The organism is Okeania sp. KiyG1 (assembly GCF_014132355.1).
Lineage (GTDB): Bacteria > Cyanobacteriota > Cyanobacteriia > Cyanobacteriales > Microcoleaceae > Okeania.
On record NZ_BLZO01000039.1, the window covers coordinates 50,866 to 76,825 of the forward strand.

Consider the following 25,960-nt stretch of genomic DNA (forward strand, 5'->3'; position numbering starts at 1 on the left):
CATACAGGGAGGGCGTTTTGCTCCGCAACATATAAAGCGGAGCTTTGCGGAACGCAAATGCCATTCGCCCCTACAAATGGTGCGTGATTTGATATTTTGCGTAAGTCCTGTTTCAAAACTTTCATTTCAAAAACAGGGCGATCGCTACTTTGTTGAAAATTTAAACTTAAACATAGATAAAATTAGAGATATTCCACCTATTTTGGCACTCATCAATAAGTGAGTAGCGATCGCCAATAACATTATTAACCAACCTGTGAGATGAATGTAGTACCAAATGTGATTCATTTCTCCACTTGGCAACCAATTTTCATCTTGAAGTTTTCCTGAACCTATGGATAAAATTGCTGCGAGTAAAATTGTGGTATTAACAATGCGATGCAGTCTATGCCACCAAATTTTTGTACCTACTTTATTTATTAATTTTGGCAAATCATCTGATTTAATTAAACGGTTTCTGCCAATTCTAATACTAACTATTAGAAACCCCAAAAATACAAAAAACAAGACAAAAGCAAAAGTTCCATGAATATCAATTAAACTGCGGTTTTTTACAGTCAGACCAAGTTGACCAAATCTACCGTCCCAGCTATCATAAACTAAAAAACCTGTAATGAGACAAGCAATTATCAGTAAAGCATTAATACCGTGAAATAAGCGGAGTAAAAATGGTTGATATTGTTGAGTTTTCATAATTGAGTAAAGTTTTATATTTTGTATTCTTTGGGAAAGAAACTTGATTGTTTAAGTTGAACAGGACTTACGCACCAAGCGCCACATCTAGTAGGGGCGAATGGCATTCGCCCCCTAAAAATAGCGTATTGTCTAAGAATTTGCGTAACTCCTGTTGAAATTACCTTATATGATAAACTGTATCTGGAAATTTTTACTCCTTGAGAAAATCATCTAAATTCTGGCAGTTTAATCGTAAGGATATACTTACCTACAGGTTTATTATTGTCAGATCACACTCTCCTCCAAATAAGAGCGAATTACTAGGAGATTAGGCTTCTATCCCTAAAGCTCAAAAGTTAACTTGGTGAAGCACCCAAGAACACGCATAAAAAATTACTCTGATAAATATGTTCTTAACCTGAATTCATCGCTTATGAAATCCATAAATACTTTGATCCGTGAAGGAATAAAATCTCCTGCGTGATAGAGCAAGTAAATGGGAAATGTTTCAAACTCATATTCAGAAAGAATTTCAATCAACTCGCCTGTATTCAACATATCAAAAAACAAATAAGACGGACCTTTATAAATACCGATATCAAGCATTGCAGCTTTTGCAATAAACAACGACTGATCGACCTGGTAATTTCCTCTGATCTCAATACTTTTCGGAGTTCCATCTTTATCCAGATACTGCCATGTGTTGCGATTCCCCAGCCCTATGAATTGTCCAAGCCGTGTGAAACTGATACAGTTATGATTTATTAGGTCTTCAGGTTTTTTAGGCATTCCGTTCTTTTTAAGATATGTTGGCGTGGCGGCTGTAATAGGCCGGATCAGCCCGATCTTCCTTGCTCGTAAAGTACTATCTTTTAAATTGCCCAACCATATGGCGACATCAATTTGGTTCTCGACCATATTGATAAATTGATCGGAGACAACATGGTCAATTTGAATATGTGGATAGTAGTTCAGAAACTTTGCGATTATCTCTATAACAACCGATCCACCAATTCCATTGGATGTTAAAAGCCTAATTTTACCTTTTGGGTCTGATTGATAACCCTGTAAATCCTCTTGAGCAATATTAAACCTTTCGATTATCGCTTTTGCATGGATCAGCAGATTCTGGCCTTCTTCAGTAAGCGTAATTTTGCGTGTTGTGCGGTGAAAGAGTGAGACCTGAAACTCTTCTTCCAAGCGTCGGATCATTTTGCTCACTTGTGACTGGGTTTGCCCTAAAAGCCTAGCTGCGCTGGAGAAGCTCCCTGCTTCGGTAACATAAATGAAAGTATTTAAAAGCGTCAAACGATCCATATATTCTATTAACTTTTTATATATTCTATTATGGAATATATAATAGTAAAAATAAAGGTCTAGTAATCTTGAATAGAATGACATAAAGTAAGAATATCAGCAACAGAGATGAATCGAATGTTTCACAAGTCTGCCACAAAACAGTGATTAATATCATGTCCGGATAATTAGTGATGAAAAAACTTATCATGAATGCTTCAACAGTAAATCTTTCTATTTTCCCCTCCTCGGAGGGGTTAGGGGTGGGTCTCCTACTCCCCCGCTCCCCTACTATCTTAATAATAAGTATTCAAACGGACATGATATAACTAGGCTAAACAAGCACCATGCCAAATATTAAATTATCAAATGAGGTAAAAATGTTTAAACCTATCGATTTTCTTAAAAACCGTTCATTGATGTTTGCTTTCAAAATACTCGGTAAGTTCATCAAAACCTACGAACCAGAGCTTTTTACAGGCGAACAAGCAGCGCTCACATTAGCCGAAAAAATATCGCAGGCAAAGTATAAGAAACTGCTGATTATGACAACATCTGGCATTAAACGAAGAGGACAACTTGATTCAGTTATAGAGCAGCTAAAAAATGATGGCGTTTCGGTTTTCGTGTTTGATGATATTAACCCAGATCCTACTTTTGCAGATGTTAGCAAAGCTCTGGAGCATGGCTTATCCAATCAATTTGATGCAGTACTTGCGGTTGGTGGTGGCTCTGTCATCGATGCGGCGAAAGTCGTTGCCATGGCTGCCACAAATGGCAATACCCCTGAGAAATTGGTTGGCATAATGAAGGGAAAGCAAAAACCGCTGCCTTTTTATGCTATCCCAACAACATCGGGAACAGGTTCAGAAGTCACCATCGCTTCCGTTGTCTCAGAAAAGGAAAGCCACAGGAAACGATTTGTAGTCGATCCTAATTTAGTGCCAAAAGCAGCTGCCCTCGATCCGGTACTCTTGGCTACTATGCCACCTGCAATAACAGCAATGACGGGAATGGATGCTCTAACACATGCGGTTGAAGCTTATCTTAGCAGAAACGCAAGCAGGAAAACGGATCGATATGCCATTGAAGCCATAAAACACATCTTTGAAAGTCTACCTGTCGCTTTTGAAGACGGAAAAAATTTTCAGGCAAGAGAGGCGATGGCATTAGCATCTCATCAAGCAGGTATTGCATTTACTAACGCTTCCTTGGGATATGTCCATGCGATATCCCATCAATTGGGTGGAATTTATGGTGTATCCCACGGTTTGGGTAATGCTATTCTTCTTCCCAAAGTGCTGAAAGCATCTTTACCTAACATCACAAACCAACTTGCAGAGTTAGCGAAAGAATTAAACATTGGTATGTCAGATATGACAGATGAAGAACGCGCTGCTGCCTTTATTGACTCTATTGAAGAGTTGAATGCTCGTTTGAATATTCCAAGTGTAGTTCATGAGCTACAGAAAGAGGACATTTCGCGTATTGCTGGTACAGCCTACGAGGAAGCCATTTCCAGCTACGCCGTACCAAAGTTTATGTCCACTCAGGATATTGAGGCAATATTGCTTGACATCCTCTCCGGCCTGAAGGCGCGGAGATTCCTACCGAACCTTAGCTCCTCGGTGGGTTGAAGTCTCATTGGCTGCTGCACCCACCCCTCTTGCTCCCCTCCCGGGAGGGGATGGGGGTGGGTTACACTTTTTTAAGCGATCGCTCTCTTGAGCATACACTATATATAGTTTCTTTGCGTAAGTCCTGATATTAATAAGTAGTCAGAAAAATTATAAGCATCTACACAAAATCATAGCAATTCTCATACTTATATTGAAACCATTCATTCTGACTCCTGACTCCTGACTTCTAAAACCCTAATTAGATGATATAATCTATGGTGGTATTTAAAAGTAGTAGAAAAAATGACTAATTTTGTACTAACAGAAGGTCCTGACTTTTTTCCCCAACCAGACCAAAATAATTCTGGAGACGATTTAATTAACGCTCTCGCAGGAGCAGATACTATTGATGGTGGTTTTGGTAATGATACCATTGATGGTGGTGCAGGAAATGACCAACTTTTAAGTGTTTTTGGTAATAATGTAATCATTGGTGGTGCTGGTACAGACTTCCTCGTTGCTGGAAATGGTGATGATGTGCTTGATGGTGGTAGCGACTTCGATGATTTGTTTGGGGGTGATGGTAATGATGCTTTATTCGGGGGTCGTGATAGTGACGGACTGAATGGAGGTCCTGGAAATGACTTGGTTGATGGCGGTAAGGGTGATGATTTTATCCAGGGTGGTAGTGGCGATGATGTACTCGAAGGTGGTCATGGTAATGATAACCTTGATGGGGGTAGTGGTATTGACGCAATGAATGGTGGAGAAGGTAACGATACCTACATTGTTGATACTCCTCAAGATTTCATCACTGAATTAGAGGGAGAAAATGCAGGGGAAGAAGATTTGGTAATCTCTTATGTAGACTACCAATTAGGTCCTAATATAGAATTTCTCAATCTTTCTGAAGACTTTAACAGTGGTAGATTTGCTATCAACGGTTCTGGCAATGACCTGGATAACCGCATCATTGGGAACCGCTTCCCGAATAATCTCTTTGGTGCAGCAGGTGATGACACTCTCGAAGGTGGGGACGGTAATGATACTTTAACTGGGGGAGTAGGTAGCGATCGCTTTTCTTTTGGATCGGATTTCTTTGCACCTTTCGACCCTGGTTTCTTTGGTATTGACCTGATTACTGATTTTGAGAAAGCGCAGGGAGATAAAATTGCTTTGAATCAGTCATCATTTCCTAGTATAGGGGGTACTCTGGATGAGAGTGAGTTCGCCATTATTACCAATGATGATGAAGCAGTAAATAATCCTGCCCTGATTATTTATAATCCTTTAAATGGTCGTCTATTCTATAATCCTAATGGTATTGAGGAGGGTTTTGGTGCAGGGGAATCGATTTTTGCACCTCCAGAAAGAGGAGGTATATTTGCCATCTTACAGAATACTCCGAATTTAGATGTCAATGATTTTGTTGTGACAGAACCAGATTTTGGTTTTCCCCGTCCAATTCCGCTTCCGGTAGTAGATGATTTTGCTGTTCCCGAACCAGCTATTCCTGAACCCATTCCATCTCCTGTAGCGATCGAACCAGTTCCTGAAGTAATGGAAGATGTTGTTACCTCTATGTTGAGTGATTCCGGTATAGTTTGAGGTTCTGAAGGTTGATTTATGTTTGCTATCCAGATTTCTTGAGCGGGGGAATAGGAGAGTAGGGATGTGGTATGCAACGTCCCTACAGGGTTATCATTCTTTTAACGTGGTTCATTATAAACCGTGTAAAGTTTGATAGTCTTCATTCAAACGATGATATTTCCTACTTTTGACTTCTGTGAAATGGTATACAGCGCTTTTCGCTCTTGATGAACCACATCGCCATAACCAAAACCCTGTAGGGACGTTGCATAAGGGCGTCCCTACTGTGGTCTACTGAAATGAAAACCGCTGTAAGCGATCGCAGACTGTTGCTAATTTGAAGGCATATTATATCATGTCCGGTTGAATACTTATTATTAAAATAGTAGGGGAGCGGGGGACCCACCCTCGCCCCTCCCCTCCCTGGAGGGGAAAAGGGGAGTAGGGAACCCACCCTCGCCCCTCCCCTCCCTGGAGGGGAAAATAGAAAGATTTACTGTTTAAGCACTCGTGATAAGTTTTTTCATCACTAATTATCCGGACATGATATTAGCTATGGAACACAAATATTATCAAAAAATTCGACTTGCCAGAGGCGAGACTCAAGAGGTCAAGAGAGCAAAGCGCTATTCAAGAGTCCTGGGGGGGATACGCAATACACGAAAACCAGTAAAGAGGTTTAAGGTATCAAATGTGCTGCGGAACGCAGAGCGACAGTCTTTAGGAGAGTAGTTCCAGCAGCCACCACGAATGACTTTTTTAGTAGCCTTTGTAGTTTTTTGATTACCTAATAGCCACGCACCACTATCATTAGGTGCGTTTTCATAATTCTTGTGCAAATCATCTTCGCACCATTCAAAAACGTTGCCGTGCATATCGTACAATCCAAAAGAATTAGCAACTTTGAAGTAACCGACTGGAGTGGTTTGTTTTCTATGTTCTCCTTTTGGACCTCTGCCATAGGAACCACTGTAGATATTTTTACCAGTCTCTTGATCTACTCCATGGTAGTTAGCTAGGTCTGTAGTAATAGTTTCCCCAAAATGAAAGGGTGTAGTCGTTTCTGCACGACAAGCATATTCCCATTCTGCTTCACTAGGTAGCCGATATTCTCTCCCTGTCTTCTGAGTTAACCGGGCGCAGAACTCTTGAGCATCTAGCCAGGAAACTTGCTCAACTGGGCGACTCCAACGCTCATAGTTTTCATAGTCATCTTTAAAATATGAAGGGTCAGAATTAAGGTCACGTTCAATCCTTTCAGTGGTTTCGACAACGGCTTTCCACTGACCCTGAGTAATTGGATAACGCCCCATATAAAATTCAGGTACTGTAACTTCATGTTGGGGACTTTCCCTATTCTGTCGCTCTAATTCATCTTCTGGGGAACCCATGAGGAACTTACCCCCTGGAATCTTCACCATAACTAGCTCAACATTATTACCCAGGTCTTCAATATAGTATTCAGCTTGTTGCTTCTTCTTACGAATAGTTATTCTTACCATTTCAGTTATCAGTCATCAGTTATCAGTTATCAGCTTTTTTCAGTTCTTTTGATGATGGAAAATAAGATTTTAGCAATCTCATCTGCACCTTTTCAGTTATCAGTTATCAGCTTTTTCAGTCCTTTGTGACCTAAAATAAGCTTGAGGTATATAGTAGCCGTCATTACTGTTAGGAAATTTTTAAACTCTCAAATTTAGTCATAGCAAGAATGTACAGGTAATTCATAAATTACTCCTACTTCTGACTTTTAACTTCAAATATACCTTCATTTGCTTCTGCTATATTCGCTCCAATAGATGTCCCACTTCTCAACAATTGTTTAGATAATACATATTCTTTTTTTTCCTCAGTTAAATATTTATAAGCTTTGACAATTCTAATAGCAAATTAGTAAGCTTTTTGATAAACTAATGCTCTTATTTATATCCATAAGTTTAGGCGCTAATAACTAAAAAAACTGATAACTGAAAAAGCTGATAACTGATAACTGTTAAAGAGTCCTGGGGGAGATACGCAATACACGAAAACCAATAAAGTTGTACAAGTCATCCGGATTATAGATGTCGTGGTACGCAGAGCGACAGTTCCCTGGAAAGTCAGTCCATGAGCCACCACGAATGACTGTTGTAGTAACTTCTGCAATGTTTTGATTACCTGGTGCGCGGTTAATATAGTGCCACTGCCGCTCATCTTTACACCATTCCAAAACGTTGCCGTGCATATCGTACAATCCAAAGAAATTAGAAGTTTTAAAGTAACCGACTGGAGTGGTTTGTTCTCTATATTTTCCCTTTGGACCTCTACCATAGGAACCACTGTAGATAATCTCATCAATATCTCTATCTACTCCACAGTAGTTAGCTAGGTCTGTAGTAATAGTTTCCCCAAAATGAAAGGGTGTAGTCGTTCCTGCACGACAAGCATATTCCCATTCTGCTTCACTGGGTAACCGATAGTCTCTCCCTGTCTTCTGGCTTAACCGGGCGCAAAACTCTTGAGCATCTAGCCAGGAAACTTGCTCAACTGGGCGATTCCAACGCCCATAGTTTTCATAGTCGTCTTTAAAAAATGAAGGGTCAGAATTAAGGTCACGTTCAATTTTTTTAGTGGTTTCGACAACTGCTTTCCACTGACCCTGAGTAATTGGATAACGCCCCATGTAAAATTCCGGCACTGTAACTTCATGTTGGGGGCTTTCCAAGCTCACTCGCTCTAATTCATTTTCGGGAGAACCCATGAGGAATTTGCCTCCTGGAATCTTCACCATAGCTAGCTCAACATTATTGCCCAGGTCTTCTATATAGTATTCAGCCTGTTGCTTTTTCTCACAAATAGTTATTCTTACCATTAATCTGCTAGGATAGCTTACAATTATTTCTATATTACTTCCTAATCTTACTACTCCAGTCCCCCCCTCTTTTTTAGGCCACTTCAGTCCACTCCAGTCCCCCCTTTTTAAGGCTACTCCAGTCCACTCCAATTCCCCCTTTTTAAGGCTAACTCCAGTCCACTCCAGTTCCCCCCTTTTTAAGGCTACTCCAGTCCACTCCAGTTCCCCCCTTTTTAAGGCTGCTCCAGTCCACTCCAGTCCCCCCCTTTTTAAGGGGGGCTAGGGGGGATCAAAAAGCCAGGAGATATCAACATAGAAGTAAAACCAACCACAAACTCCCACCATGCCAAAACTCAACGACTCCAACTTTCACCTCCCCTACAACCGCCAACTCGTCCCCATCGCCAAACAACTCCGCAAAAACCCCACTCCAGCAGAAAAAAAACTCTGGCAAGATTTCCTCAGAACTTTTCCCCTGCGCGTGTTGAGACAGCGACCTATTGATAACTTTATTGTTGATTTCTATTGTGCTGCTCTGAGGTTGGTAATTGAAATTGATGGGGATAGCCACTTTACGGAGGAAGGAAAAGCTTATGATGCTGAGAGGACTTCTGTTTTGGAAGGTTATGGGTTACGGGTGATTAGGTTTACTAATGTTGAGGTTTTGCAAGAGTTTGAGGGAGTTTGTTGGCGGTTGGAGAGTTTGATTGGTGAGTTGAGAGATTGATCCCCCCTAACCCCCCTTGAAAAGGGGGGGACCGGAGTTGGAGAAGGAGCGATCGCTCCCCAAGTATAAGATTTCCCATTAACAGCAGGGATTTTTTTGTGTTGACTTTTGTCCTCCCCTTCTTTCTCTTGTCCCTCCCTTCTTCTCTTGTCCCCCCCTTCTTAAGGGGGGTTAGGGGGGATCAACACAGGAGCTATCAACCCGCAACTAACCTTCCGACTACTACCTCCAAGAGCGATCGCTCCCCAAGTATAAGATTTCCCATTAACAGCAGGGATTTTTTTGTGTTGACTCTTGTCCCTCCCTTCTTCTGTTGTCCCCCCCTTCTTAAGGGAGGTTAGGGGGGATAAACACAGGAGTTATCAACCCGCAACTAACCTTCCGACTACTACCTCGAAGAGCGAACGCTCCCCAAGTATAAGATTTCCCATTAACAGCAGGGATTTTTTGGTGTTGACTCTTGTACCTTCTTCTTCTGTTGTCCCCCCCTTCTTAAGGGAGGTTAGGGGGGATAAACACAGGAGTTATCAACCCGCAACTAACCTTCCGACTACTACCTCGAAGAGCGATCGCTCTCTAACTCAAGATTTCCGCTCAACAGCAGGGATTTTTTGGTGTTGATTTTACCTTGGGTTTCGATCCCCCCTAACCCCCCTTGAAAAGGGGGGGACTGGAATTTGGTAACGTGCGATCGCTCTCTAACTCAAGATTTCCGCTCAACAGCAGGGATTTTTTGGTGTTGATTTTACCTTGGGTTTTGATCCCCCCTAACCCCCCTTGAAAAGGGGGGGACTGGACTTTGGTAACGTGCGAACGCTCTTTTCTCTCGCCAAAGACTGGACTCAAGAGGGTAAAAGAGTGTCTATTCAAGATACACGCAATACACGAAAACCAATAAAGTTATTCGAGGCAGCAGGAATATAGTTGTCGCGGTACGCGGTTCGACAGTATATGGGAATGTTATTCCAGGAGCCGCCACGAACAATTTTCCTAGTAGTTTCTGTAGTATTTTGATTCCCTGATAGCCATGCACGACCATCATTGGGTGCGCCCTTATAATTATTATGCCAATCATCTTGGCACCACTCATAAACATTGCCGTGCATATCATATAAGCCAAAAGCATTCGCTACTTCAAAACTACCTACAGGAGTTGTTTTTTTTCTATACTTATCTTTTGCCCCTTGGATATAAGTATAATTGCCGTTATAATTTGCTAAATTTGTAGTAATAGCTTTCCCAAAATGAAAAGGTGTAGTCGTTCCTGCACGACAGGCATATTCCCATTCAGCTTCACTGGGGAGCCGATAGTTTCTGCCTGTATATCTAGAGAGTCTGGCACAAAATTCTACTGCATCGTACCAAGATACTGTTTCTACAGGTTGATTATCTCCTTTAAATCTTGAAGGGTTGGACTCAAGGTCACGTTGAATTTTCGGAACATTATTAACAATGGCTTTCCACTGACCTTGAGTAATGGGATAGCGACCCATAAGAAAAGCTGAAACAATCACTATATGTTTAGGACTTTCATCACTAAAGCGTTCCACTTCATCTTCTGGGGAACCCATCAGAAACTTTCCTGTGGGGATTTCAACCAGTTCAAGTTTGATTCCATTGTCTAAGTCTTCAATAATGCCTGTAACTCGTCGGCGTTGTTTTTCAATTACCCATCCATTTCTCAAAAATCCTAAACGTCTTCTTTCCAGCTTTCCTACATCAAACTCAAACGTTACAGTTTCCTCCACCTCAATGAAGGCAACGTCAAAGGTATCAATTAAAATTTGAGGTTCTGGTGTAATTTCTCCAGTTTCCCCCATTGTTGAATCTGGAACACTCGAAATATTCCGAGAAACCTCGCGAGCAAATTCGGCATATTCTCCCCCTAGATTTTCCAATACTTCAACAGCAACTTGAGCAAAAGGTAAAATTTTCTCCCGGTCTTCCTTTTCATATTGAGGCAATAACGTCAACAACGCCCGAAAACTACGAATAGGTCGGTCAATTTTTTCAGCTATGTCACGAGAAATAGCATCCAGAACCGCTGTAGTTTCATTGCGTCCCATTGCCTGATTCAACTCTTGTCGGACACCAGGGATAAATTCATAGATTTGTTCTTGACCGTTAGAGTCAGTTGCAGCAAGCAAACCTCCCATATAAACTTCTGCTACATGAACAGGGGTAGCTTCTGGTAATAGATTTTTGCGAATCAAGTTAACCACAGATAAATTTACCGGAGCTGCTGCCATCATTCCTGCCAGTCGTTGAGCAGTAATAGAAGTTGTTGCCAGAAATTGCCTCACCCTAGTTGCTGCTGAAACTTCCTTTCTAGACTCGCTTTGCTGAGGTCGATCGCCATATTGTTCCTCAACAAATTCTAAATCAAATAAAAATATAGGTACTCGTGCGTTACTTGCTCCCGACACCACCCGACACCAACTTTTCAACAGTTCAGGTTCGGGTAGAATAACTGGTAAAACCAAAGCATTTTTCCAGTCAATATCTATCCAAGCAGGTAGATTTTCCAACACCAGACGGGGGTTAGCAACTCCTGGTGTAATAGCAGTACCGAATAATTTACGTCCCGCTCCCAGTTGGGTACTCTCCCAAAGATATTCGGGGAACATTTGTAGCACCGTAGTTGGGCTTTTTTCCGACCAACTTTTTAACCAGCGGTGAATAGTTGCATTTTGCCAAACCCCAGAGGTACAGTCACTCACCAGAATAACTACTCCCCGTTGGTTGGGATGAATCAATTCTGGGTGACTATGTTCACGTTCCCTGGGTTTTCCACTGCTATCTCGCCGGACTAATTTTAACGATTTGCTTTTTGAACTCAGCAAACTCCAGACTCGCACATTTCTAAATGCTCCTTGAGTTTCAAAAATTTCTTGCAGTTCATTAACCGTCTCTCTCCAAATAAAAGCCGAACTAGACTCTTCTACCACCAGTTCTAGATCGAGCCACCGTTCCGGTTCTGGTTTAGTAACGGGCAACCACACATCCCGCTCGGCAATGAGATTCACGGTTGCTTCATCGTCTAGCACTTCCCCTGTAAGCGAGGGAACTTTCCGCATTAAAGGGCGCAGCGCACGGCCTAATTCCAGAACATTCTGGAGAGCTGCTGCTGCTGGAGCTTGAAAAGGTAAACCTTTGACTGGAGGTTGTTCGGGGGTTTGATGAGTTGGTTCTTCAGTGATGACTGAAACAATGGGTTCCCTGTCAGGTATAAATTCTAGTGGTTCACCTTCCTCAAATTCGATCGCCAGAGGTTGTTCGGGTTCTGTTTTTTGCTCCTGCTTTTCTTGAGTCTCTACCTTACCCATTTGTAAAGCTAACCAGATGCTATCGGCAATATTTTCATCGCTGAGTTCCAGACGTTTTAACATTCCGGTTTCATCGAGTCGGTCTATCAAACGTTCAATGGCATAATAAAGACTGGGACCGCTCATCGTTTAATCCTCATCCTCAACTCTTCCTAAATCTTGGAAAAGTTGCTGCACTAATTTATCCTCAGCGAATGTTTTGCCTTCTGTAGCAGGAATGCGACCCTCTGTTACCATGAAAATTGCATTCAGTAACTGGTCAGTTGCCAGAGTTCTCTCATCTCCTAGATTAATAAAACCCTCAATCAGTTGTTGTATTTTTTCCTGTTCCGCAGTAGCTTGATTAAAATGAGCAGTAACAATTCTGGTCAACTCCTCCTTTGTGGGAGATTTCATCCTTAAGCGCAAACACCGTCGTAAAAAAGGTGCGGGAAAATCTCTCTCTCCGTTACTGGTCATTACCACAAAAGGGAAAGCGGTGCAAGTTATCCGCCCATTCTCAACTTCCGCTTCCATCTCAGAGGCAGTCTTTTCGTCAGTTTCATCAGTGTAAGCAGTACGCACCGTTACCTTGTCTACCTCTTTCTTAATTCTCACTAATTCTGGGATTTCAAAAAATCCTTCTTCTAGAATAGTCAGTAAGTTATTGGGTAGATCGATGTCACTTTTATCAATCTCATCTATCAGGAGAACGCGAGGATATTTTGACGGTAGCAAACTTGTACCTAAAGACCCCAGAGTTATATATTTTTCAATCTGTTGAATTTGTTCTCGACGTTCTTCTGGGGAAAGAGTTTGATTATTTAGGTTTTCCTGTTGTTTAGCTTCCTGTAACCGACCGATAGCATCATAACTGTATAGTCCCTCTTTCAAGGTAGTGCGAGTGGTAATTGGCCAGTAAAGCACTTCTCCCAGTTTCAGTTGTCGAGCTACAGCATAAGCGAGGGAAGATTTACCCGTTCCTGGTTTGCCAGTAATTAGTAATGGTCGCCTCAAGTATAATGCAGCATTAATCATTTTTACCTCATCAGGACGCACCTGAAAAGTTTCACCCCGTCGTTTCAGGCGACTTTCACCAGGTTTCCTCTCTTGGCTAAAGGGTCGCCAACTGGGAGGTGGTGGCAAATTTTCGATGCCATCGTGAGGTTCTATATTTTGTTTAAAAATTTCCCAATCACTCATTTTCAGTAGAAAAGATTATGGAACTGTTTAAATCAGTATTTGACAAAGGTATATTAGTGATTATAGCAGTTCTTTAATTGAGGTACAGTTTTAGACCCTCCCCGCCCCAGATCCCCCTAACCCCCTTACTAAGGGGGGAACTGCTTAAAAAGGGTAGAGTCTTCAAAGTCCCCCTTTTCAAGGGGGATTTAGGGGATCGTAAATGTACCTTATAACTTTGGAAATTCCTATATTTTTCCTGAGAATAATTAACTGTAAACTTAATTACTGATAACTGTTCACTGATAACTGATAACTGATTAAGGCATCCTAAGTTGTTGAGCGGGTGGTACAAGATTGGGGTCATCCCAAAGCAATGATAAGTAATTGCCAATATCTTTGTCATCCTCTTTATCCCAAGCTTCATAACGTTTGGTTTTTATAGCTCTAGGTAACTTTGACCAACAGTTACAGGTGTTGCATACATCTTCCAGTGCCTCGCAACACTCTAGACTCTCTGCTTCTGGTCTCATCCACAGTGCTACAGGGATTCCGGCGTAGTAAAAGGCTTCCATAATTGATTCTCGTTTCTCTGCTTGCAGCACTTCTGTTAATCTTACTGCCACAACATTGTCGGGATTAATTTGTTTGAAAACCCTCTTAATATTACTAATACCTGAAGGATGAAAAATCTTGGCTGCTTTTTCACCTTGCCTGTTGGTTAGCGATCGCCACTTTTCCTCAAACTTACCTACATAAGGATTAGACTTTTGTGACAACTTAAGACGTTCCGAAAACCTCACGGTTACTTCACATTCTGTCCCCAGTAAGGTTTGGAACTGTTCTGGTACATTCTCATCACTGAAATATCGATCTACTGGTTTGATATCCCGGTCAATTAATTTGTAAGGCAGAAACATTGAAATTTTATTCAGGTTAGAATCACAACGGGAAGGAACATCAGCCCAAAATGACTGTAGTAGTTCAGTTAAATTTTTAGGCTTTTTCGACTCCGAGGTAGTTTTTTGACTAATTATAGTCCCTCTTTCATTCATCAAGATATCTTCTTCGTCAATTAAAGGATAACAACCTTGAGCATTTTCGGGCGTATAATTTCGTGCATCTTTAATTAGCCATGCTTTCACAAAAAACCTACTACTTCTTTCAATAGCAGCTACTAATAGACAAGGTTCTTGTTGTTTAGAGTTAGATTTTTGCTGATTTTTGATCGCCTTCTCTTTTCTGAAAGCACCCATCAAACCTTGATGATTTTGCGAGTAATTTTCTAACCATTCTTTTAATTTATGACAAAGCTGAGGCAGAATATCTAAATCCTGGAGATGCAGTAGTAAAAAACAAATAAATCTCTCGAGTAAAGAATAATTTTCCTTCATTCGGTTATCCAAATTCTGAATAATCTCCCTCAAAGATTCAGGAAACTCATATAGAGATTTCCCAGAACTCAGAGGAATAGAATTTTCTGGCAAAGATTCGTAGTAAGCACAACGTATCTCATCGCGATAATCTAGAAAATAATCCTGGAGAACAGCGATCGCCTGTTGTATCCTCCCATCAACCTCACAAACATTGGCCAAATCTCCCACTTCGAGTAGTAGGTCTGTTGGTGTCAAAAAGGCCACTTTGGCTTCAGTGCGTTCCTGGTCTGCTTTTACTGCCATACCGACAACACCCTGAAGTTTTTCGTCCCAGATAGCAGTTCCACTAAACCCTTCTTCCAAACGAAGTCCTGTCTCTGTAATTCCCTCAACTTGGATGCGACCTTGGCCTACTCGTTCTCTCAATTCTCCGGTAGCCCATTCGCCATCACCCCCTTTTTTGGGAAAACCTAATGCTCTAAACTTATGTTTCCAAAGACTTTGATTTCCGATTTTAATTAAGTTAATTGGTTTAACACCTTGAGGAAGTAAACTAGGATTTATGAGTTTTAATACTGCAATATCTTGTATATTTTCCTCATCATTTAGAGGTTGCCAAAAAGCCACTTTTGTCTCAAGTTTTTTACCTATCTTGCCTTTCTCAAAAACAGGAAAATTAACTTCAATAATTTGGTTAGGCATTTCTTTCTGCCTCATAATTTTTTTTGCATTTTCTAGAGAAGAAGCTAAAGAGTAAGCCACTACATGGGCACAAGTTAAAATATACTCAGCAGAAACCAAAAACCCCGAACCAACGATACTACCTCCAGATTTAAAAACCCTAACAACAGCTAATTCTAAACCCATAGAAATTTATCCACTTGAGAACTTTTAGTCCTCTTTACTCTTAGTGTTATTCCATTTCAGAGTAATTTCATAGTTGACCTCTGCACTACCTGATGCTATAATAGCCCCCAGTTCACCACTCATTTTTACCCCAAATTTAACTTCTACTGCATCGGCGGGTTTGTTTAAGTCCAGGACTTTCTTTATAATTGCGTTTGCTACAGGCTTAATACTAGAAAAAGCCTTTCCTAGAGTTTGTTTGGCTTGTTTAGCTACCTCATCCCCAATTCCAATTAACCCTTCATCTTGATCATCATTGCTACTTGCTAGTAGTTTTTCGTCCACTTCCATATAGACAAAGGACTCTTCATCATCATCTAGTTGAAATTTAACCAATTGTGCCACTATTAGTCTCCTGTAAAATTTTTCTATTAATTATATTAACTCAGTAGACTATAGTAGGGACGCTGCATCCAAAGTTCCTACTTTATTATTATTTTTTTAAGGTTCATTGACTAGAAAACTCTTGTACGCTCAAGAAACAGGAGCAAAATACAATACCATCAACTGTTCTGGTTGCAAACCCAATGATTCATAAGTACGCCCACTAGCGTCGCAAAACTCAACCTCAAATGCTTTCCCACCAGCGAGAATTTCTACTATTGTACCTACCTGTCCACGATATAAATTTACTTCAGGTAAGTCTTCTGTAAGAGCTACTACGTCTAATAATTTGATTGTTTAATTCATATTTTCACTTTCAATGATTATAGCTGTAAATTAATTCAATCCCATTCAATTTCTTTTCCATACTTTACAGAGTAATAAACTTCTGGTCTGTCTTCAATATCTGAACTTATTCTTAAAGGATAACCATCTTTTATCTTCTCAAAAAAGAGAATAAACTCACTATCTTTTTGAAACAATTCTGCTTTGTAACCGTTGACTTTTCCCTGCTTAAGCAAGTGAGCATTATTAGGTCTATCTATTCTTCGATCAATTTTGGGTATTGGATACTTATTTCTCAGTTCTAAATATGACCAATCATAGTAATTTTTAAATGATAAGGGTATGTAATCATCAGCAGCATATCTAAGTTCTGAGGAAGTTGAACGAGGGTCGGAAGCTATTTTTACATACATTCCCATACTAACTAGACTTTCAACAACTGGTTTAAAATCTCGATCTCCAGCAATTAAAACTGCATTGGTCATGTTATTACGAATCGTGTGATTCATCATATCTACTGTTAATAAAACATCCACTTCTTTTTGGCGTTTATTGTTTGGAGTACCTACTAAACTTCCTAACTTAACGTGATATCCCTCCAAAGAACGAATGTTATTAAAATCATCCTTTTGTTGAGATACACGAGCTTTAAAATATTCTTCCTTCTCATCTTTATTCTGAATTTCATCAAGGCAGTCATAATAGAAAACTTTTTAGCTTTAAAATGCCATTTAATTGCAGCAAAGTCAATATTTCTCAAATCTACAACGTCATTGTTGAACCATCTAGAAGTAGCTCTTTTGTACTTGTCTCTCAAATAACCTCCATCAATAAATAAATAGGTTATTTCAGGCGGTTCATTACTAGGATGAGGATTGTATATTCTCATTTTTTGCAATTAATCTAATTTTTTTACTTCAATTTGTAATTTTTATACTACAATAAATAAAAACCACCTGTAAATGTTGACCAAATTTTTTTGTTGATAGATCGACTCTTTTAACAAAATTAAGACAAATAGCCAGTTATGCAGATAAGATTAAACACGACCAAAATCCTAGACAATGGATGATACAAAGAAATATGGGGTTTTTCATATCAATAAGGTACAGTTTTAGATATCCCCCGCCCCCAGATCCCCTAACCCCCCTTAATAAGGGGGGAACCGCTTAAAAAGAGGGGAGCGTTCAAAGTCCTTTTTAAGGGGGATTGAAAAAAGGGAGGAGCATTCAAAGTCCCCCTTTTTAAGGGGGATTTAGGGGGATCGTGAATATACCTTATATCCTATAAGTCTAAAATTTCTGAATATACTAACAGAAAAATCTAAAATCTAATGGTTGAAGCCAAATCCTATAAAGACACCGTAAACTTGCCCCAAACCAAATTTAATATGAGGGCAAACTCAGTCACTCGTGAACCTGAACTACAAAAGTTTTGGGCAGAATCACAAATTTATGAACGCCTCTCCCAAACCAACCCAGGGGAAATATTTACCCTACATGATGGCCCGCCTTATGCTAATGGCAATCTACATATTGGCCATGCCATGAATAAAATTCTTAAAGATATTATTAACCGCTATCAAATTCTCCAAGGGCGAAAAGTGCGTTATGTTCCTGGTTGGGACTGTCATGGTTTACCTATTGAATTAAAAGTTATTCAAAATCTTAAATCAGCAGAAAGGGGAAAACTCACACCCATCGAACTACGTCAAAAAGCTAGAGATTTTGCTTTGGAAACTGTAGATAAACAACGGGAGTCATTCAAACGTTACGGAGTTTGGGGAGACTGGGAACATCCTTACATGACTCTGACTCCAGAATATGAAGCTGCTCAAATTGGGGTATTTGGCAAAATGGTTTTGAAAGGCTACATTTATCGTGGTCTTAAACCTGTGCATTGGAGTCCGAGTTCTAAGACTGCTCTTGCAGAAGCTGAACTGGAATATCCGGAAGGTCACACATCTCAAAGTATCTATGCTGCTTTTAAAATTACGAAACTAGCAAAAGCAGTTCAAAAATCTCTCAAACCTTACCTGGAAAAACTTTGGGTTGCCATCTGGACGACAACTCCTTGGACTATTCCTGGTAATTTAGCAGTCAGTGTTAACCCAGACCTCGACTATGCTGTGGTTAAACCGGGTGCTGACTATGCAATGGGGGAAGACAAATTATTTATCGTTGCAGCAGAAGCGGTGGAACGTTTGTCGGCAACTCTCGGTACAACTTTAACACCTGTAGCGACAGTCAAAGGTCAAGACTTAGAAAATTGTACTTACCAACATCCACTGTTTGAACGGGAAAGTAATATTGTTATTGGTGGCGACTACGTTACTACTGATTCAGGTACGGGTTTAGTTCACACTGCTCCGGGTCACGGTCAAGAAGACTATATTGTAGGGCAACGTTATAGTTTACCAATTTTGTCCCCTGTGGATGGCAATGGTAAATTTACTGCTGAAGCAGGAGAGTTTTCCGGGTTGAATGTATTAAAAGAGGGAAATGTTGCCATCATTGAAGCACTGCAAAATGCTAATTCTCTGCTGAAAGAGGAACCCTACGAACATAAATATCCTTATGACTGGCGAACTAAAAAACCAACTATTTTCCGAGCAACGGAACAATGGTTTGCTTCTGTAGAGGGTTTCCGCAATGAAGCACTCAAGGCGATCGCTGATGTGCAGTGGATACCCGCTCAAGGAGAAAACCGTATTACTCCTATGGTGAGCGATCGCTCTGACTGGTGTATTTCTCGACAAAGAAGTTGGGGAGTTCCTATTCCGGTATTTTATGAGGAAAAGACTGGGGAACCTTTGTTGACTGAGGAGACTATTGCTCATGTGCAAAAAATTGTTGCGGAAAAAGGTTCTGATGCTTGGTGGGAAATGTCGGTGGAGGAGCTTTTACCAGAAAAATATCGCTCAGATGCTGATAAATACCGCAAAGGTACGGATACGATGGATGTCTGGTTTGACTCTGGTTCATCTTGGGCGGCAGTTGCTCAACAAAGGGATGGGTTAAAGTATCCAGTTGATATATATTTGGAAGGTTCTGACCAACATCGTGGTTGGTTTCAGTCAAGTTTGCTGACCAGTATTGCTACGAATGGTGTTGCGCCATATAAAACTGTTTTGACTCATGGTTTTGTGCTTGACGAGAATGGTCGGAAGATGAGTAAGTCTCTGGGAAATGTGGTAGACCCGTCAATAGTTATCGAAGGCGGCAACAATAAAAAACAAGAACCTCCTTATGGTGCAGATATTTTGCGTTTGTGGGTTTCCTCTGTAGACTATTCTTCTGATGTACCCCTGGGTAAAAATATCCTCAAGCAAATAGCGGATATTTATCGCAAAATTAGAAACACCGCGCGATTTTTGTTGGGGAATATCCATGATTTTGACCCGAAAAAAGATGCTGTTGCTTATGAGGAAATGCCAGAGTTAGACCGTTATATGTTGCACCGGATGACAGAAGTATTTGCAGAAGTTAAGGATGGTTTTGAGAAGTTTCAGTATTTCCGCTTTTTCCAAACAATTCAAAATTTCTGTGTGGTTGACTTATCTAATTTTTATTTAGATATTGCCAAAGACAGACTTTATATCAGCGCCACTGACGCTTACAGACGGCGTAGTTGTCAGACTGTTTTAGCTGTAGCTGTAGAAAATTTAGCAAAAGCGATCGCTCCTGTTTTACCTCATATGGCAGAAGATATTTGGCAAAATATTCCTTATCCGACTTCCTACAAATCTGTATTTGAGTCTGGGTGGGTGAAAATGGAGTCAAAATGGCATAACCCAGAGTTGGCTAAGTTATGGGAAGAGTTACGAAAAACTCGTACTGAAGTCAACAAAGTTTTGGAAAAAGCACGGGCAGAAAAAGCCATTGGTGCGCCCCTAGAAGCAAAGGTATTGTTGTATGTAAAAGATGCGGAATTACGGGAGCAAATACAAACTTTTAATCCTATTGCTAAAGCAGAAAAAAGTCAGTCAGAATTTCTCGAAGCCAAAATAGAAACTGAACCAGAAACAACAGAAAATAAAACTCCTAATAACCAGGGAAAATCTCCTGCAAATTTTGCTCAAGCCAAGAATTTTCTATCAGAATTTATTGAGATTTTGAGTAAAGTATTTAGTGGGTATCAAAAAGTTTTAGGAGCAGTATTTTTTACCATTATATTACTGTTGTTAATCCGAGTAACATTAACAGTATTAATAACAATTCACCAACTACCTGTAGTAAGTTCCATCATGGAATTAGTAGGAATTATCTGCACAATTCGCTTTGTTACTTATGATTTATTATTTGCTAAAAATCGGCAAAAGTTGTCTGAAAAAATTAAATTTACGACAGAAGATATATTTGGCAAAGACGTTTTATTACCACCAAAACGGAAAAAATCAACAGAGAATACAGTGAAACAGTCAGCAATTTTAGTTTCGCCAGAAGGAGCTTATGTTCCTCCCAAAAAAGTGGATTTGATTCCAGTGGCACAAGTAGTAGAAACAGAAACTTTACCTCAACAACCGGATAATATGAAAGCAAAAATAGCTGGTAATGGAGTTGATGAGTTACGTTATCTATTTATTACTTCTCAGGTAGAATTATTGGATTCTCCAGAAGCTTTAAGTAATCTTGAATATAAATCTATTTCAGACTCTTTAGGAGTAGGAGTAGTCAAAGCTGATGGTGAGAAATGCGACCGCTGTTGGAATTATTCTACTCATGTCGGTATTTCTTCAGAAGACCCCACAATTTGTGAACGTTGTGTTGCTGCTTTAGCAGGAGAGTTTTAACAACAAGCAATCAGCAGTCAGCTATCAGCTATCAGCTATCAGCTAACTGAATTTTGCCCCCCCTAGCCCCCCAAATTTGGGGGGGAACAAGAGTCAATTTGCTATCTTTAAGTCCCCCAAAATTCGGGGATTTAGGGGGCAAGGATGCACAGATGATGTCAAATGATAAATCCGTTTATCTGTGCCCAAATCTGTGTCTAGCAACTCCCTCACTCCCCATCACCTATCAAAATTAAAGGCGACCAATAAAAGGGACTGACATACTCCCTAGCATAACTTAACTTCGCCTGACGTAATGCCTCCACCTTGGTCATTCCTTGTAGCAAATTCTGATAAAATTTCACAGTAATATCCTTCGTTGTCTCATCCTCTACATTCCATAAACTCGCAATGAAAGCATCCACACCTGCACGCTCAAATAAATAGGCAGCTAACACTATTCCTGCACAGTTGTCAACTTTCATAGTAACACTTATCTCATTTCTCGGAGTTTTCTTGGCAGTTTGGCAAGCACTCAAAACAAGTAAGTCTGTCTTTTCTAATTCTCTAGGTAGAATATCTGCGATCTCAAAAGTTTCTTTGTTGGCAAACAAAATAGTATTTTCCTCTAAACCAATATCAGGGCAACCACCTTTTTGGAAGCAACCGTGGGTAGCGAGATGCACTATGGGAAAACCGTCGGATTCCTTTTGGAAATGAGAGAGAGTTGCCTCTTCTCGAATGTAATATTTGCTTGAGAACATTTCGGCGATTTCTTTTTGGAAATGAGAAAGAGTTGCCTCTTCTCGAATGTAATATTTGCTTGAGAACATTTCGGCGATTTCTTTAGCTGCCGCTTCTGCACCAGGGAGGTCTTTCTTTGTGGGTTGGGGATTCCCAAATGCTAATACTTTCAGGGATTTAGTGTGTTTTGACTTCGGTTTTTTGTTCCCAGAGATATGGGTGAGGTAGTGGATGGGATATTTTTCCAGTAAATATTTGTTAGTTTGATTATCAAATAGAGTTTCAAAAGGAATATCACGCAATTTCCCGGTGGCGATGATGGCAAGTTGTTTAGGGCAGTAATCTGCTATTTTTCCTTCTATCGGGCGAATCAGATAGTCATAGAGTTTTTCTTGGTTAATCTCGTATAAGTCGGCGTAGGGGTTTTCTAGTTGCTGGCGATATTCCCTGAGAATTTGATAAAATTCTTGGGCATCTATGGGAACTTTTTTAACTAGGACAGGTTTGTCTCTGGTGACAAGGAATATGGCGATGCTATCGGGAACATTTGGAATACCAGTTAAAAGAACAGGTAGAATAACAACAGTACCCGGTGCAATATTGGCTTTGAGTGGGTCGATATCTTTTGGCTTGGACTCAAAAAGGTCGGCAACTTCTGGGTATTTATTGCTAATATTTTTCGCGATTTCGTTGGTTTCTGCTTGTAACTGGTTAATTGCTTGGGAAAGTTGGGGACTCCATTGATCTTTTATTTTGTCATAGAGAAATTGGAGAAATTGTAAGAGTTGATTGTTTTGTTGCCATTGGTTAATCAGTTTTTGAGCTTCAGGGTCTTTGACTTTGAGATCGAGACTACGAATACAGTCATTCAAGTCGGAAGTAATAGCATAGTTAAACAATTGCCAGGCTTCATTTACTGCATTTTGTTCGATTAAGAAATCAATAAGTGTGAGTGTTGTACGGTCATTAAAAAAAGCCTCTTTTGTTAACCCTGTAGGCATTTCTCGGATAATTTGTAAAGCGCCTTTGAAGTATTTGAATGCCTCTTCGGGTTGACCTATACTGTGGTAAACTGCACCAATATTCCTGAGAGCAGAAGCTTTTCCAGGGCGATCGCCTACTTCTTCCCAGAGAAATAAAGCCTCCCGGAAGTATTTTAATGCCTTTTTGGGTTGACCTATACTTTGGTAAAATTCACCAATAAGATTAAGAGTAGTGGCTTTTCCAGGGCGATCGCCTACTTCTTCCCAGAGAAATAAAGCCTCCCGGAAGTATTTTAATGCCTCTTCGGGCTGACCTATACTTTGGTAAACTGCACCAATATTCCTGAGAGCAGAAGCTTTTCCAGAGCGATCGCCTACTTCTTCCCAGAGAAATAAAGCGTCCTGGAAATATTTTAATGCCTCTTCGGGTTGACCTATACTTTGGTAAAATTCACCAATAAGATTAAGAGTAGTGGCTTTTCCAGAGCGATCGCCTACTTTTTCCCAGAGTGATAAAGCCTCTCGGAAGTATTTTAATGCCTCTTCGGGCTGACCTATACTTTGGTAAAATTCACCAATAAGATTAAGAGTAGTGGCTTTTCCAGAGCGATCGCCTACTTCTAGTGATAAAGCTTGCTGGAAGAAAAGTAATGCGTATTCAATTCGACCTCTACTAATATATAAATCTTGCTGGAGTTGTTTTGACTCTTCTATTATCTTTTTAAGAATACTGTTATAGTTAACAGCTCGACTTCTACCAATATATAAATCTTTCTGGAGTTGTTTTAACATTTCTATTATCTCTCTAATACTGTTATAGTTAACAGCAAGAAGTTGCTCTAACTTGTGTGTCTGAGAGTAAGAAGTTTGGGCGTAACTCGGTTGTGGTAGTCCTAACAGTATCAGGGGAATAGTAGCCAAGGTTGTTATTCCTATTACTATTGTTAGAAAGGTAATAATAATTCGTTTCATTGTCTTAAAGTTAGGGAGTAGGAAGTGGTTCTAAGCAACTGTATATTACTTATATCAATCATCAAAAAACATAGAAGGTATTTCAATCCCCAAAAATGTTGGAAAAGTTAACTATTAATCTATAGAAATCAAGACTTACACAAAAGATGAAATTATACACCATATGTAGAAGCGAATAGCCATTAGTTAGCGCACAATTAAGTTAACACCCCTACTAAATATGGTGCTTCTGCGTAACTCCTGGAATTACTTTTGAGCCACCCTACTAAGGCTTTTTTATAGCGCTATAACAATTAATAGTTAAAAACTTAATGCAGCAGTAATAATCCACACTTGTTCCTTATGCTCCATCTTGCTCACAACATAATGACCTTGAACGTTCCGCATACTTCTGGGAATATCATTTGGAGTATATATAGGTCGATTATCTATCTGAATCACACTTTCTGGTTTAATCTCAATAGCCTTCTCCTCTACATTTTCCCATACCAACTCATTCGCTCGCACTTTAAAATGTCGGTCTTTCCTTATTGTCTCCACTCCAACCCCACGAAGAACTATTATGTCAATACCATTTGGCCACCAACAACACTCACTCTTATCAAACTTAATCTGCTCAATATTATTAATATCTTCTGCCTTAGAAATCTCCCCTCTTTTTATCATTATTTGCTGAGAATTAACACTTACTACTGAACCAGTTCGCTGATGGCCATCTTTTAGTTTGACTCTGGCCCTAGTAGGTAGTAAGACTGGAATAGGTTTTGGTTTTTTAAGTTTTTTCACAACAGTTTGGCGATCGCCATCTTGTTTAATTATAGTTGCAGGTGTCTTCTCTGGGAGATCGTTAGGGATCGTCTGAGCTACTACAGGTAGACAAACCACTACAGTTAGGCAAGCCACTACCACTAGGAAAACAATTGTAGTTTTCGTTATCTTCATTTTTGGTGGTCGATCAAAATATGATTTACTACTAACTAATTCAATCATTAAATCTATTTTTCAGAAAAAAAATAACAATATATCCGCTTAATTTCTTGTCATAAAAATATCCGGACATGATATTAGGCCAAGGTATATCTAAATTAATAAGGTATATAATAATTTATATTTATGTTGGGAAAAATTGCTAGTTTATTAAGTTTTTTAGGAATAGGTTTATATTTCACAGGTTGGATTTATCGTTGGGCTTATTTCAGTTATTTTAAACTAGAAGTAACCACCCTAGATTTACCTTTAGAATCATTTTTAATAGCACCAATACAGGTATTTTTTGGCAACTTATCCGGTGGAGAATTTTGCACTTTATTCCGTACTATTTTGGTGGCGATCGCTTCTGTTATTATCGTTCCAATTATTTTCAATCTTTTCCATCTGATTAAATTTTTCACGCGAAAATTAGATATAACCCTTAATAAACGGGGTTTGAAATTCTTGAGATGCTTAAAAAACAAACACCCTGAGACATATCGTAAGATTCGCTCATGTATTGATTTTCCAAAATTTAACTATCACAAATACGACAAAGCTTTAATTAATGAAATAGTCGTAATTTCCTGGTTATTAACAACCCTATTTTTCCTCAGTAAAATTAAAGGAAATATTGATGCCAGACGAGACTCCTATAGGGACACATCATTCTTGCCAGTAGTAACTTTAATCACCCCAGAAAACCGACTACCATTAGGCAGAAAAATTGATGATTTGGGAGACGATCCTAATATTAACAATTTTCGGATTATCGGAGATATAGAATTATATGAAGAGTTGCTACTACGAGATTACAATAACAAAACTGACCCTAACTTTCCCGAAGTTACCTGGCGACTGCTGCTCGATAGAAACGGTCAATATTATATATTCCCTTCTCCACTAAAAAAAGATGTGCCATCAAATGTTAGTCCTCCAGTTGTAGTCATTCAGCAGAGCGATCTAGGAGAATATACCGTTATTCTCAGCTCCGAAGCACCATCCTAAGTGTGGGGAGTGGGGGAGTAGGGGAGTAGGGGAACCCACCCCTAACCTCTCCCAGGAGGGAAATGTGGAGGATATAGTTTCAGAAAAAGAAGAAGTAATATCATGTCCGGTAGCATCGGAGCGTGTATAGAATTAAGTCACAATTGTAAGAAACCCTTTCCTAGGTCATGCTACGCAAACAACTCCCGCTACCTTCTATACCAGATACAGCATCTTGCTCCCTTCCCTTCGAGGATACCCACACTAGGAATTGTTCATTTGCTACATATACCATTACTATCCAGAACTACCGAAAATGGTTGTAGGTCATTTCAGTTATCAGTTATCAGTTATCA

19 protein-coding genes are annotated in these 25,960 nt (G+C 39.9%); 5 read left to right on the forward strand and 14 right to left on the reverse strand.

Going from position 1 to position 25,960, the window contains the following annotated elements:
• Nucleotides 1–144: 144 nt before the first annotated feature.
• Nucleotides 145–693, reverse strand: coding sequence for a cytochrome b/b6 domain-containing protein (locus SAGCYANO_RS06535; RefSeq protein WP_202219330.1), 549 nt, complete (start codon nt 691–693; stop codon nt 145–147).
• Between the two features lie 375 nt (nt 694–1,068).
• On the reverse strand, nt 1,069–1,992 hold the full coding sequence (locus SAGCYANO_RS06540) for a LysR family transcriptional regulator (RefSeq protein ID WP_202219331.1): 924 nt from the start codon (nt 1,990–1,992) through the stop codon (nt 1,069–1,071).
• Nucleotides 1,993–2,318: 326 nt separating this feature from the next.
• On the opposite strand from SAGCYANO_RS06540, the gene SAGCYANO_RS06545 reads away from it, so the two are divergent.
• Together SAGCYANO_RS06545 and SAGCYANO_RS06550 are read left to right on the forward strand one after the other, a co-directional pair.
• Nucleotides 2,319–3,608 (forward strand): iron-containing alcohol dehydrogenase, encoded by a 1,290-nt coding sequence (locus SAGCYANO_RS06545; RefSeq protein WP_202219332.1) that lies wholly within the window; start codon nt 2,319–2,321, stop codon nt 3,606–3,608.
• A gap of 285 nt (nt 3,609–3,893) precedes the next feature.
• Nucleotides 3,894–5,198 carry a calcium-binding protein gene (locus SAGCYANO_RS06550; RefSeq protein ID WP_202219333.1) on the forward strand — a complete coding sequence of 435 codons (1,305 nt, stop codon included), beginning with the start codon at nt 3,894–3,896 and terminating at the stop codon, nt 5,196–5,198.
• Between the two features lie 608 nt (nt 5,199–5,806).
• Here the strand turns inward: SAGCYANO_RS06550 and SAGCYANO_RS06555 are convergent.
• From SAGCYANO_RS06555 to SAGCYANO_RS06565, 3 genes are all read right to left on the reverse strand, one after another.
• On the reverse strand, nt 5,807–6,682 hold the full coding sequence (locus tag SAGCYANO_RS06555) for a formylglycine-generating enzyme family protein (protein ID WP_202219334.1): 876 nt from the start codon (nt 6,680–6,682) through the stop codon (nt 5,807–5,809).
• 235 nt (nt 6,683–6,917) lie between these two features.
• Nucleotides 6,918–7,064, reverse strand: a complete 147-nt coding sequence (locus tag SAGCYANO_RS06560; protein WP_202219366.1) for a four helix bundle protein — start codon at nt 7,062–7,064, stop codon at nt 6,918–6,920.
• A gap of 109 nt (nt 7,065–7,173) precedes the next feature.
• Nucleotides 7,174–8,031, reverse strand: a complete 858-nt coding sequence (locus SAGCYANO_RS06565; RefSeq protein ID WP_202219335.1) for a formylglycine-generating enzyme family protein — start codon at nt 8,029–8,031, stop codon at nt 7,174–7,176.
• Nucleotides 8,032–8,356: 325 nt separating this feature from the next.
• Here SAGCYANO_RS06565 and SAGCYANO_RS06575 point away from each other — a divergent pair, with 325 nt between their 5' ends.
• On the forward strand, nt 8,357–8,740 hold the full coding sequence (locus tag SAGCYANO_RS06575) for an endonuclease domain-containing protein (RefSeq protein WP_202219336.1): 384 nt from the start codon (nt 8,357–8,359) through the stop codon (nt 8,738–8,740).
• Nucleotides 8,741–9,606: 866 nt separating this feature from the next.
• On the opposite strand, the gene SAGCYANO_RS49035 is transcribed toward SAGCYANO_RS06575, so the two are convergent.
• The 7 genes from SAGCYANO_RS49035 to SAGCYANO_RS06610 all read right to left on the reverse strand — a co-directional run bounded on the left by SAGCYANO_RS49035 (nt 9,607) and on the right by SAGCYANO_RS06610 (nt 17,067).
• Nucleotides 9,607–12,192 (reverse strand): formylglycine-generating enzyme family protein, encoded by a 2,586-nt coding sequence (locus tag SAGCYANO_RS49035; RefSeq protein ID WP_202219337.1) that lies wholly within the window; start codon nt 12,190–12,192, stop codon nt 9,607–9,609.
• A 3-nt stretch (nt 12,193–12,195) separates the two neighbouring features.
• Nucleotides 12,196–13,248, reverse strand: coding sequence for a MoxR family ATPase (locus SAGCYANO_RS06585; RefSeq protein WP_202219338.1), 1,053 nt, complete (start codon nt 13,246–13,248; stop codon nt 12,196–12,198).
• A 299-nt stretch (nt 13,249–13,547) separates the two neighbouring features.
• Nucleotides 13,548–15,470: a trypsin-like peptidase domain-containing protein gene (locus tag SAGCYANO_RS06590; RefSeq protein ID WP_202219339.1), complete on the reverse strand. Its 1,923-nt coding sequence runs from the start codon at nt 15,468–15,470 to the stop codon at nt 13,548–13,550.
• Nucleotides 15,471–15,494: 24 nt separating this feature from the next.
• Nucleotides 15,495–15,845 (reverse strand): CU044_2847 family protein, encoded by a 351-nt coding sequence (locus SAGCYANO_RS06595; protein ID WP_305081036.1) that lies wholly within the window; start codon nt 15,843–15,845, stop codon nt 15,495–15,497.
• A gap of 138 nt (nt 15,846–15,983) precedes the next feature.
• On the reverse strand, nt 15,984–16,187 hold the full coding sequence (locus tag SAGCYANO_RS06600) for a DUF4926 domain-containing protein (protein WP_202219369.1): 204 nt from the start codon (nt 16,185–16,187) through the stop codon (nt 15,984–15,986).
• Nucleotides 16,188–16,234: 47 nt separating this feature from the next.
• Complete coding sequence (locus tag SAGCYANO_RS06605; protein ID WP_237395862.1) at nt 16,235–16,780, reverse strand: NYN domain-containing protein; 546 nt, start codon at nt 16,778–16,780, stop codon at nt 16,235–16,237.
• A complete protein-coding gene (locus SAGCYANO_RS06610; protein ID WP_202219340.1) occupies nt 16,756–17,067 on the reverse strand; it encodes a hypothetical protein in 312 nt (103 codons plus the stop codon). Before SAGCYANO_RS06610 ends, SAGCYANO_RS06605 begins: the two co-directional genes overlap by 25 nt.
• 444 nt (nt 17,068–17,511) lie before the next feature.
• Here SAGCYANO_RS06610 and ileS point away from each other — a divergent pair, with 444 nt between their 5' ends.
• Nucleotides 17,512–20,970 carry an isoleucine--tRNA ligase gene (gene ileS, locus SAGCYANO_RS06615; RefSeq protein ID WP_202219341.1) on the forward strand — a complete coding sequence of 1,153 codons (3,459 nt, stop codon included), beginning with the start codon at nt 17,512–17,514 and terminating at the stop codon, nt 20,968–20,970.
• A 209-nt stretch (nt 20,971–21,179) separates the two neighbouring features.
• Here the strand turns inward: ileS and SAGCYANO_RS06620 are convergent, their stop codons facing one another.
• Both SAGCYANO_RS06620 and SAGCYANO_RS44240 read right to left on the reverse strand, forming a co-directional pair.
• The gene (locus SAGCYANO_RS06620; RefSeq protein ID WP_237395864.1) at nt 21,180–23,597 is read right to left on the reverse strand and encodes a CHAT domain-containing protein; all 2,418 of its coding nucleotides are present in this window, start codon (nt 23,595–23,597) and stop codon (nt 21,180–21,182) included.
• Between the two features lie 351 nt (nt 23,598–23,948).
• The gene (locus tag SAGCYANO_RS44240; RefSeq protein WP_237395866.1) at nt 23,949–24,638 is read right to left on the reverse strand and encodes a hypothetical protein; all 690 of its coding nucleotides are present in this window, start codon (nt 24,636–24,638) and stop codon (nt 23,949–23,951) included.
• Between the two features lie 123 nt (nt 24,639–24,761).
• Here SAGCYANO_RS44240 and SAGCYANO_RS06630 point away from each other — a divergent pair, with 123 nt between their 5' ends.
• Complete coding sequence (locus SAGCYANO_RS06630; protein ID WP_202219343.1) at nt 24,762–25,625, forward strand: hypothetical protein; 864 nt, start codon at nt 24,762–24,764, stop codon at nt 25,623–25,625.
• Nucleotides 25,626–25,960 lie beyond the last annotated feature (335 nt).

Excerpts from the sequence above, each read along its gene's own strand:
- SAGCYANO_RS06540 (WP_202219331.1), bottom strand. The coding sequence starts at position 1,992 with ATGGATCGTTTGACGCTTTTAAATACTTTCATTTATGTTACCGAAGCA.
- SAGCYANO_RS06590 (WP_202219339.1), bottom strand. The coding sequence starts at position 15,470 with ATGGGTTTAGAATTAGCTGTTGTTAGGGTTTTTAAATCTGGAGGTAGT.
- SAGCYANO_RS06555 (WP_202219334.1), bottom strand. The coding sequence starts at position 6,682 with ATGGTAAGAATAACTATTCGTAAGAAGAAGCAACAAGCTGAATACTAT.
- SAGCYANO_RS06550 (WP_202219333.1), top strand. The coding sequence starts at position 3,894 with ATGACTAATTTTGTACTAACAGAAGGTCCTGACTTTTTTCCCCAACCA.
- SAGCYANO_RS06565 (WP_202219335.1), bottom strand. The coding sequence starts at position 8,031 with ATGGTAAGAATAACTATTTGTGAGAAAAAGCAACAGGCTGAATACTAT.
- SAGCYANO_RS06630 (WP_202219343.1), top strand. The coding sequence starts at position 24,762 with ATGTTGGGAAAAATTGCTAGTTTATTAAGTTTTTTAGGAATAGGTTTA.
- SAGCYANO_RS44240 (WP_237395866.1), bottom strand. The coding sequence starts at position 24,638 with ATGATTGAATTAGTTAGTAGTAAATCATATTTTGATCGACCACCAAAA.
- SAGCYANO_RS06535 (WP_202219330.1), bottom strand. The coding sequence starts at position 693 with ATGAAAACTCAACAATATCAACCATTTTTACTCCGCTTATTTCACGGT.
- SAGCYANO_RS06610 (WP_202219340.1), bottom strand. The coding sequence starts at position 17,067 with ATGAGAATATACAATCCTCATCCTAGTAATGAACCGCCTGAAATAACC.
- SAGCYANO_RS06575 (WP_202219336.1), top strand. The coding sequence starts at position 8,357 with ATGCCAAAACTCAACGACTCCAACTTTCACCTCCCCTACAACCGCCAA.
- SAGCYANO_RS06585 (WP_202219338.1), bottom strand. The coding sequence starts at position 13,248 with ATGAGTGATTGGGAAATTTTTAAACAAAATATAGAACCTCACGATGGC.
- SAGCYANO_RS06545 (WP_202219332.1), top strand. The coding sequence starts at position 2,319 with ATGCCAAATATTAAATTATCAAATGAGGTAAAAATGTTTAAACCTATC.
- ileS (WP_202219341.1), top strand. The coding sequence starts at position 17,512 with ATGGTTGAAGCCAAATCCTATAAAGACACCGTAAACTTGCCCCAAACC.
- SAGCYANO_RS49035 (WP_202219337.1), bottom strand. The coding sequence starts at position 12,192 with ATGAGCGGTCCCAGTCTTTATTATGCCATTGAACGTTTGATAGACCGA.